Origin of the sequence: Natronomonas sp., assembly GCF_046710025.1 — an archaeon.
In the GTDB taxonomy this organism is placed as follows: domain Archaea; phylum Halobacteriota; class Halobacteria; order Halobacteriales; family Haloarculaceae; genus Natronomonas.
Map to the genome: position 1 here is coordinate 1 of NZ_JBKEGK010000109.1, position 8324 is coordinate 8324.

The 8324-nt window shown below is 65.7% G+C and carries 8 protein-coding genes; 6 read left to right on the plus strand and 2 right to left on the minus strand.

Features of this window, described 5'->3' with window-relative positions; translation table 11 throughout:
* The 5 genes from ACI944_RS08615 to ACI944_RS08635 all read left to right on the plus strand — a co-directional run.
* Positions 1 to 744 (plus strand): hypothetical protein (locus ACI944_RS08615; RefSeq protein ID WP_411718646.1); only part of this gene is annotated, 744 nt, incomplete at its 5' end.
* A gap of 103 nt (positions 745 to 847) precedes the next feature.
* The gene (locus ACI944_RS08620) at positions 848 to 2125 is read left to right on the plus strand and encodes an O-acetylhomoserine aminocarboxypropyltransferase/cysteine synthase family protein (protein ID WP_411718647.1); all 1278 of its coding nucleotides are present in this window, start codon (positions 848 to 850) and stop codon (positions 2123 to 2125) included.
* A gap of 58 nt (positions 2126 to 2183) precedes the next feature.
* Entirely contained in the window at positions 2184 to 3389 is a 1206-nt protein-coding gene (gene metX / locus ACI944_RS08625; RefSeq protein WP_411718648.1) for a homoserine O-acetyltransferase MetX, read from the plus strand.
* 174 nt (positions 3390 to 3563) lie between these two features.
* Complete coding sequence (locus ACI944_RS08630) at positions 3564 to 4877, plus strand: PQQ-binding-like beta-propeller repeat protein (protein WP_411718653.1); 1314 nt, start codon at positions 3564 to 3566, stop codon at positions 4875 to 4877.
* Between the two features lie 239 nt (positions 4878 to 5116).
* Positions 5117 to 6430, plus strand: coding sequence for an O-acetylhomoserine aminocarboxypropyltransferase/cysteine synthase family protein (locus tag ACI944_RS08635; RefSeq protein ID WP_411718649.1), 1314 nt, complete (start codon positions 5117 to 5119; stop codon positions 6428 to 6430).
* Positions 6431 to 6502: 72 nt separating this feature from the next.
* Here the strand turns inward: ACI944_RS08635 and ACI944_RS08640 are convergent, their stop codons facing one another.
* A complete protein-coding gene (locus ACI944_RS08640; RefSeq protein ID WP_411718650.1) occupies positions 6503 to 6778 on the minus strand; it encodes a hypothetical protein in 276 nt (91 codons plus the stop codon).
* Positions 6779 to 6862: 84 nt separating this feature from the next.
* On the opposite strand from ACI944_RS08640, the gene ACI944_RS08645 reads away from it, so the two are divergent.
* Entirely contained in the window at positions 6863 to 8065 is a 1203-nt protein-coding gene (locus ACI944_RS08645; RefSeq protein WP_411718651.1) for an anion permease, read from the plus strand.
* On the opposite strand, the gene ACI944_RS08650 is transcribed toward ACI944_RS08645, so the two are convergent.
* Positions 8059 to 8324, minus strand: a 266-nt coding sequence (locus ACI944_RS08650; protein WP_411718652.1) for a universal stress protein, incomplete at its 5' end; no start/stop codon positions are given. The two genes, ACI944_RS08645 and ACI944_RS08650, sit on opposite strands and share 7 nt — an antisense overlap.

The following is an 8324-nucleotide window of genomic DNA, read 5'->3' on the forward strand; positions in this document are numbered from 1 at the left end:
CTTCTGCCCGCTATCGGCGCGAGCGTCGTGTTCGTGATCTCCGACCCGAGCGTCCTCCGCTCGCCGTTCGTGCTGCTTTTTATGCTCCTCGTCCTCGTCGGCGGGCCCGGATCGCTGTTATATCTGTGGCCGATGCTCTCGGATTCCGACCAACGGCCGATCGTCTCGGGGTTCACGGGCGGCGAGGAGACTCCATTTACGCTCCGGAGCGTCGCTATAGCCGTCGTGTCGGGGACGCTGGCTATACTGGCGCTCGTCGCTGTCGGGGCGCCGTTCAGGGTCCTCTCGGGGCTTATCGTCGGCTGCGTGTTCTCGCCGATCCTCGTCGCGGTGGCGACAACCGAGGGAAAACTGGACGACGGGAAACTCAGGATCAACCGACGAGACGTCCCGCTCGAACGCGTCACGGGCGTGCGGTCGATCCGGGGCCGGGATCTCGTCGTGCTCTGGATCTCTTACACCCGCCGGAGCGGGCTCTTCGTGCCGCGGCTGGCCGTGATCCCCGCGAACGTCGACATCGAGGCTGTCCTCGCGGCGCTCGAAGCCGGGGCACAGGCGGCCCCGGAGATTGAGCCGCCGGATCGGGCGGTACAGGCGGTCGCGATCGGCCTGGGCGTGCTGTTTCTCGCGTCCGGGGTGCTGGCGTCCGTGGCGATTGACGAACCGGCTGTCGGGCTCTACGTCGCCACCGTCATCGGTGGGCTTGGGGTACTGCTGTGTCTCCTCGGGATTCGAGGGGTTTGAGTGGACGGTCCGGGCCGTTCGGTCCGCGGTTTCGCGTCGCCGGCTGGGCAATTCTTGCCGTAACTCTCGGTTATAGATGTGTTGAGAGATATGCATATGATACATGAACGACGAGCAGTTGGGTTTCGAAACGCGGTGTCTCCACGTCGGACAGGGCCCCGATCCGGCGACGGGGGCGGCGGCGCCGCCGATCTACCAGACGTCTTCCTACGAGTTCCCTGACGCCGACACCGCGGCGGCACGATACGCCTTGGAGGATGAAGGCAACGTCTACTCGCGGATCGCGAACCCGACCGTTCGGGCGCTCGAAGAGCGCCTCGCCTCCTTGGAGGGCGGCGTCGACGCCCTCGCGACCGCCTCCGGGATGGGCGCGCTCGACGCGGCGACGCTCGTATTGGCGGAGGCAGGCGACAACATCGTCTGTGCGTCGTCGGTGTACGGGGGGACCCACGCCTACCTTACTCACACTGCCGCACGGCGGGGGATCGAAGCCCGCTTCGTCGATACGCTCGAGCCTGACGCCTACGCCGAGGCGATCGACGAGGACACCGCCTACGTCCACTGTGAGACGATCGCCAACCCCGCTCTCGTGACGCCGCCGTTCGAGGAAATCGCGGACGTGGCACACGAGGCGAGTACGCCCCTGTTCGTCGACAACACCTTCGGGACACCAGCGCTGTGTCGGCCGCTTGAACACGGCGCGGATCTCGTCTGGGACTCGACGACAAAGTGGATCCACGGGTCGGGGACAACCCTCGGCGGGGTCCTCGTGACTGACGGCTCCTTCCCGTTCAGCGAGTCCCCAGAAAAGTACCCCGAGATCGCCGCGCCCAACCCCGCCTTCGACGGCGTGACGTTCACGGAGCGATTCGGCGACCGGGCCCTGACAATGGCCGCCCGCCAACGCGGGGCCAGAAGCCTCGGGGACCAGCAGTCGCCGTTCGACGCATGGGTGACGATGCAGGGCGTCGAAACGCTGCCGTTACGGATGGAACGCCACTGCGAGAACGCGATGACCGTCGCCGAGTACCTCAACGAGCACCCCGCCGTCTCGTGGGTGTCCTACCCTGGCTTGCCCGAGCACGAAACCCATGAGCTCGCCTCCGAGTATCTGGAGGGCGGCTACGGCGGCATGATCGCCGTCGGCCTCGAATCGGGCTACGACGCCGCCAAGCAACTGTGTGAGGACACGGAACTTGCGACGTTCCTGGCCAACATCGGCGACGCGCGGACGCTCGTCGTCCACCCCGCCTCAACGACGCACGCCCAGTTGAGCGAAGCCGAACAGCGCGCGGCCGGGGTCGCCCCGGAGATGGTGCGGCTCTCGGTCGGCATTGAGGACGTCGACGACATCCTCGCGGACCTCGACGGGGTCTTATAAATATGTGTGGCGCGAACCCGGCGGTAGGACTGACGATGAACGCGAGCGAGAACACATCATGACCGGGGGCCCCGAAACCGTCTCGCTGGGCGAGTTCACCTTCGAGTGTGGGGAGTCGATCCCGGAGTTGGAGATCGCTTACGAGACCTACGGCGAGTTCACCGGCGACAACGCCGTGTTGGTTTGCCACGCGCTCACGGGAAGTGCCCACGTCGCGGGCGGGCGTCGCCGGACTGACACCGCCGGGCAGGCACACGCCTGGTGGGACGACATCGTCGGCCCCGGCAAGGCTGTCGACACCACCGAATACTACGTCGTCTGTGCGAACGTACCGGGGTCGTGTTACGGCTCTTCGGGGCCACCGTCGGTCAACGCTGCAACGGGCGAGCCGTGGGGGACGGAATTCCCGGCCGTCACGGTCGGCGACTGGACGCGCGCCCAGCGACACCTGCTGGATCACCTCGGAATCCCGAACCTCCACGCCGTCATCGGCGGGTCCGTCGGGGGCATGAACGTCCTCGAGTGGGCCAAACGTCACCCGGACCACCTCGATCGAGCGATCGTCGTCGCCGCCGCGGCGCGGCTCGACGCCCAGTGTCTCGCCCTTGACGCCACCGCTCAGCGGGCGATCACTACCGACCCGAACTGGGCGGGTGGCGATTACTACGGCGACGACCCGCCGACACAGGGACTGGCGCTCGCCCGCCAGATCGGCCACATCATGTACCTCTCGAAGTCCTCGATGGAGGACAAGTTCGGCCGGCGGTCGGCGGGGATGGACGCCGGGCGGGACAGCTTCGAGATGGATCCCGCCGCCGGCTTCTTCCCCTACCGAGAGGTCGAGTCCTACCTCGATTATCAGGGTGAGAAGTTCGCCGAACGCTTCGACGCGAACTCCTATCTCTACCTGACGCGGGCGATGGACAACTACGACCTCGCCTCGGGCTACGACAGCGACGCCGACGCGCTGGCGGCCTTCGAGGGCGAGGCGCTTCTCGTCTCGTTTACCGGCGACTGGCACTTCACCGTCGAACAGTCGGAGGCGCTGGCAGAGGCGTTCCGGGCGACCGAGGCCGACACCGCCCACCACGTCGTCGACTCCGATCACGGCCACGACGCCTTCCTCGTTGAACCCGATCGCGTCGGGCCGCCGGTTGCGGACTTTCTCGAATCGGGCGTCACCGGCAAGGCCGTTTCCGATACCGTCGAAGACGACGAGGGCGACGAGTTTGCTCCGGTTCACAATAGCCTCTTCTCGAATTGAGAGAGCAAACCGCGCAGCCTCGCCAGTATAAAAGTACGTATCTACTCGGGGTGCGTAGCCTCGCGGGAGTATTTATACGGCAAACCGTATCGTGTATTATACAATGAGTACACGCCGATCAACAACTGTTGGCGGCGCACGGGCGACGATCGGGGGCATACAGTGAGCTCAAACGTGCGCTTTGACCGACGGACGTTTATACTGGGCGCCGCAGCCGGAGGGCTGCTATCGGCGTCGAGTTCCCGTTCAACTGCCGCCAGTGCGGACGGCCCGGCAGTGTACTTCGGCGGTGAGAACGGGACTCTGTACGCGGTCGGGATGGAGACGGGACGGGAGCGATGGGAGTTCGATACGGGCTCGCGGGGCGTATCGTCGCCGACTGTCGGGAACGGGTCGGTGTACGTCGGCTCCACCGACAACAACCTATACAGCGTTGACGCAATCGACGGAGCAAGTAACTGGGAGTTCGATACCGGGAAAGGCATCCAGGCGTCGCCGGTTACCACCGGCGAAACGGTGTTCTGTGGGTCTGGAACCGGAGAACTGTACGCGATCGATGCCGAAAACGGCGAGGAACGGTGGCGGTTTACCACTGGTAAACGGATCGTTTCGACACCGATCGTCGGGTCGACAACAGTGTATGTCGCCTCGATGGACGGCTCGCTGTACGCGATCAATCGGACGAACGGGACACAGAAGTGGGAGTACGACACCTCGATCCCGATCCCGAATTCCCCAACTATTGCCGGCGGGGCGATTTATTTCACCGACAACAACACCAACCTGCACTCGATCGACGTACAGAGCGGCGAGAAAAACTGGGCGTACACCCGGGTGAGCCGCTCGATCACCACCCCGCCAGCGGTCTTCGACGGGACGGTGTACTTCGGGACCGCGGGGGGCGACATCCACCGCATCGACGTGGCGACGGGCGAACGGGAGTGGCGGCCCTACGACGTGCTCGGCGTTCCGGTGTCGCCGCTGGAGGTCGTCAGCGGTGTCATCTATTTCGGCACCGACAACGGAAATATCGTGGCGTTCGATACGGGCCCCGAAGACAACCGATGGCGGTATCAAACGGACGGCGACGTCCGGTCGTGGCCGACCGTCGTCGACGGGACGGTGTACGTCGGGAGCGACGACGCGACGTTCTACGCGATCGATGTCAAATCGGGCGGGGAGCAGTGGACGCATCGCGCCGAGGCGGCGATCCGGTCCGCCCCGAGCGTCGTCCGGTCGCCCGGCGACGGGTACAGCACCCGTTCGCGGCTGTTGTTCAAACCGCAACAGACCGAACCCGAGGCAGCGGCGACAGCGACGGCGACCCCAACGATCGAGGACAGCGGACCCGGCGGGAACGCCGACACATCGGAAGCAGGCCGTACAGCACCGGTCACGGACCGGGGGTTGCTTCCGATCGGCGCGGCCGCACTCGGTGTGGGCGGCCTCGGGGCGTGGTTGCTGCTTCGGGGCGGGAGCGACGGCTGATAACACTGGGACGGCCCGTGGGCGGATTCATAAACGAGAACGACATAAAACAGCCGGGAGCGGGGGGACACAAAATACGAGAGCGGAAGCACTCGAAGAGAGTGTGGAGAGCAATAAAACGGAAGGAGATAAGATCCGGTTCAAGCGTAATAAAGGGGAGATAACGCCGTGTCATCGATGCCGGCGACGGTCGCCGTCGATAGGGGATATTAATACCCGGCCGAACGCTGTTTCGGTACATGTTCGAGAAAGACGACCTCTACACGGACGCACTACACGCCGGTCAAGAGGCCGACCCGGCCACGGGCGCGCGAGCACCGCCGATATACCAGACAACGTCCTACGAGTTCGAGGACGCCGAGCACGCTGCTGAGATGTTCGCTCTCGAGGACGATCCGGCAGCGTACGCCACGGCCTACACGGGAAAGAACATCTACAGCCGGATCCAGAACCCGACGACGATGACGCTGGAGAACCGCCTGGCGACGCTGGAGGGCGGGATCGGTTCCATCACGACCTCAAGCGGGATGGCGGCGCTGGATCTCGGCGTCTTCTTGCTGGCGGAGGGCGGCGACAACATCGTGAGTTCATCGGCGCTGTACGGCGGCACGTACACCTACTTTACGCACACGGTCGAGCGCCGGGGTGTCTCAACGCGGTTCGTCGACACGCTCGATTACGAGGCATACGCCGAGGCGATCGACGAGGACACCGCTTTCGTCCACGTCGAGACGATCGGCAACCCCGCCCTCGTGACGCCCGATCTTGAGCGGCTCGCCGACATCGCACACGACGCCGGCGTCCCGCTGTTCGTCGACAACACCTTCGCGACGCCGTGTCTGTGCCGACCGATCGAGCACGGCGCGGATCTTGTCTGGAACTCGACGACCAAGTGGATTCACGGCAGCGGTTCGACGATCGGCGGCGTGCTCGTCGACTCCGGGAACTCGCCGTGGGGCGAGTGGGACTACCCCGAGATCAGCGAGGACAACCCGGCCTACCACGGCGTGAACTTCGCGGAGCGCTTCGGCGACGCCGCGTTCACCTACGCCGCCCGCGCCAGAGGGCTCCGCGATCTGGGGAACCACCAGTCGCCATTCGACGCGTGGATAACCCTCCAGAAGGTCGAAACGCTGCCGCTGCGGATGGAACGCCACTGCGAGAACGCGATGGTCGTCGCCGAGTACCTCAGCGAACACCCGGCCGTCTCGTGGATCAACTATCCGGGACTCGACTCGCACGAGACGCACGGCAACGCAAGCGAGTACCTCGACGGCGGCTACGGCGGCATGATCACATTCGGGCTGGAAGATGGCTACGAGGCGGCTAGGGATGCGGTCAACAATGTCGAACTCGCGAGCTTACTGGCGAACGTCGGCGACGCGAAGACGCTCATCATCCACCCCGCCTCGACGACCCACCAGCAGCTCACCGACGAGGAAAAGCAGGCCAGTGGGGTGACAGACGATCTTATTCGACTCTCGGTCGGGCTGGAGGACACCAACCGCATCATCGAGGACCTCGAGTCGGCGATCGAGGCGGCGACGAACTGAGGCGACTGCGTTGTTCGTCCAACGACCGCGTGTTTATATATGGGGTACGTCACTCGTATATACCCATGACCGCTACCCGTCGTAGAGAAGCACAACGGCCAGCCCGATGAGGACGGCTGTGGCGTAAGCCGGGCGTTCGGAGACCACCGACGCGAGACGACCCGCTATCGCCGCATCAAGTATACCCCCGCCCGCGTCGGCCGCACTCGCGGCCCCGAGTACGACAGAGGTGGCAAGTGCCGCCAGCGCGCCGAGGGCGACAACCGCGGCGGTCGCGCTCACCGGGTTGTCGTCGATCCAATCGGCGAGGCGATACAGCGGTGCAGCCACGATCCGGCGGAATCCCATTATGATCGCTACGCGCCGGCAGAAATAAATCCGTACGGGTCGCACCGGCACGTATTTATGATCGAGTAGCCTGAATGACGGCTGATGGCCGTTTTCTTCTGGGTTCTGGTCGCGTTCGCGACCGTGAGCTGTCTGTTCATGGCGTGGGCTCTCGGCGCGAACAGCAACTCGCCGCCGTTCGCGCCTGCGATCGGAGCCAACGCCGTTTCAACGATGCGTGCGGCGTTTCTGGTCGGCCTGCTCGCGGCGGCGGGGGCGCTGGCCCAGGGCGGCGCGATTTCCGAGACGGTCGGGGCAGGGTTGATAAGCGGCGTGGCGATCACGCCGCTGGCGGCGAGTACGGGCCTGCTAGTCGCGGCCGGGTTCATGATGTTCGGCGTCTACAGCGGCTACCCGGTTCCCGCGGCCTTCGCGACGACCGGCGCGATGATCGGCGTCGGCCTCTCGCTCGGCGGCGACCCGGCGTTCGGGACGTATCGCCGGATCGGGATATTCTGGGCGCTCGTCCCGCCGACATCCGGCGGGCTCGCGTACGTGACCGCGATGGTGCTGCGCCGCGACGACGTGCCCGACACGATCGGGATTCCGCTGCTCGCGGCGGCGGTCGGGGCCATCCTCGCGCACGTCCGTCTCGGCGTGATTCCACACCCCACCCGCAACGAGGGAACCCTCGCGGAGGCGGTCGCGTTCGCGCTCGGACGCCCCACCGTCTTCGGGGTCGACATCGTCGGGATCGTCGTCACCCTGCTCGTCGCGCTCGTTGGATTCCAGGTGATCCGTCGCCGAACCGAGGCGTCGGTCGACGACGGCATCCGGACGTTCCTGCTCGCGCTCGGCGGCGTGGTCGCGTTCTCCAGCGGCGGCAGCCAGGTCGGCCTCGCGACCGGACCGCTGGAAAATCTTTACGGGGTCGAACTCGGCCTCCCCGGGATCGTACTGTTGGCCCTCGGCGCGAGCGGCATCCTCGCGGGGGCGTGGATGGGCGCGCCCCGGCTGTTGCAGGCGACCTCCCGCGAATACGCCCAACTCGGGCCCCGTCGATCCATCGCCGCGCTCGTCCCGGGTTTCATTATCGCGCAACTGGCGATCGCGCTCGGCATCCCGATCTCGTTCAATAACATCGTCATCTCCGGCGTGATCGGAGGCGGGTTGGCCGCGGGGTCCGCGGGCGTCTCCCGGCGGAAGATCGGCGTGACAGTCACGTTTTGGCTCCTCACGCTCGCCACGTCGACCGGCATCGGGTTCGGGCTTTACCGGCTGTTTTCGTCGGTTCTCGGGGTTCAGTGACCGTCGTCAGCGTCAGTCCCACCCCCGCCCCCGTTTGCGGCGGCTCCGCCCTCGTTGCTGCCCGCGCCCTCGTTGCCGTTCTCGCCAGCGTCGCTTGCGCTCACCTCCCCGGTATCGGTGTCCGCGCGATCTCGGACCACGGTAACGGTGATCGGGGCCTCGGCGACGACGGTCGTCGCAACAGTTCCCAACAGCCGTTCGACGAGGCCGGTCGGGTCGCCACCGTGACCGCCGATCACGATGTGATCGATGTCGTGGC

Coding starts and splice junctions, on each gene's coding strand:
- ACI944_RS08620 (WP_411718647.1), top strand. CDS start 848: ATGAACGACGAGCAGTTGGGTTTCGAAACGCGGTGTCTCCACGTCGGA.
- metX (WP_411718648.1), top strand. CDS start 2,184: ATGACCGGGGGCCCCGAAACCGTCTCGCTGGGCGAGTTCACCTTCGAG.
- ACI944_RS08635 (WP_411718649.1), top strand. CDS start 5,117: ATGTTCGAGAAAGACGACCTCTACACGGACGCACTACACGCCGGTCAA.
- ACI944_RS08640 (WP_411718650.1), bottom strand. CDS start 6,778: ATGGGATTCCGCCGGATCGTGGCTGCACCGCTGTATCGCCTCGCCGAT.
- ACI944_RS08645 (WP_411718651.1), top strand. CDS start 6,863: ATGGCCGTTTTCTTCTGGGTTCTGGTCGCGTTCGCGACCGTGAGCTGT.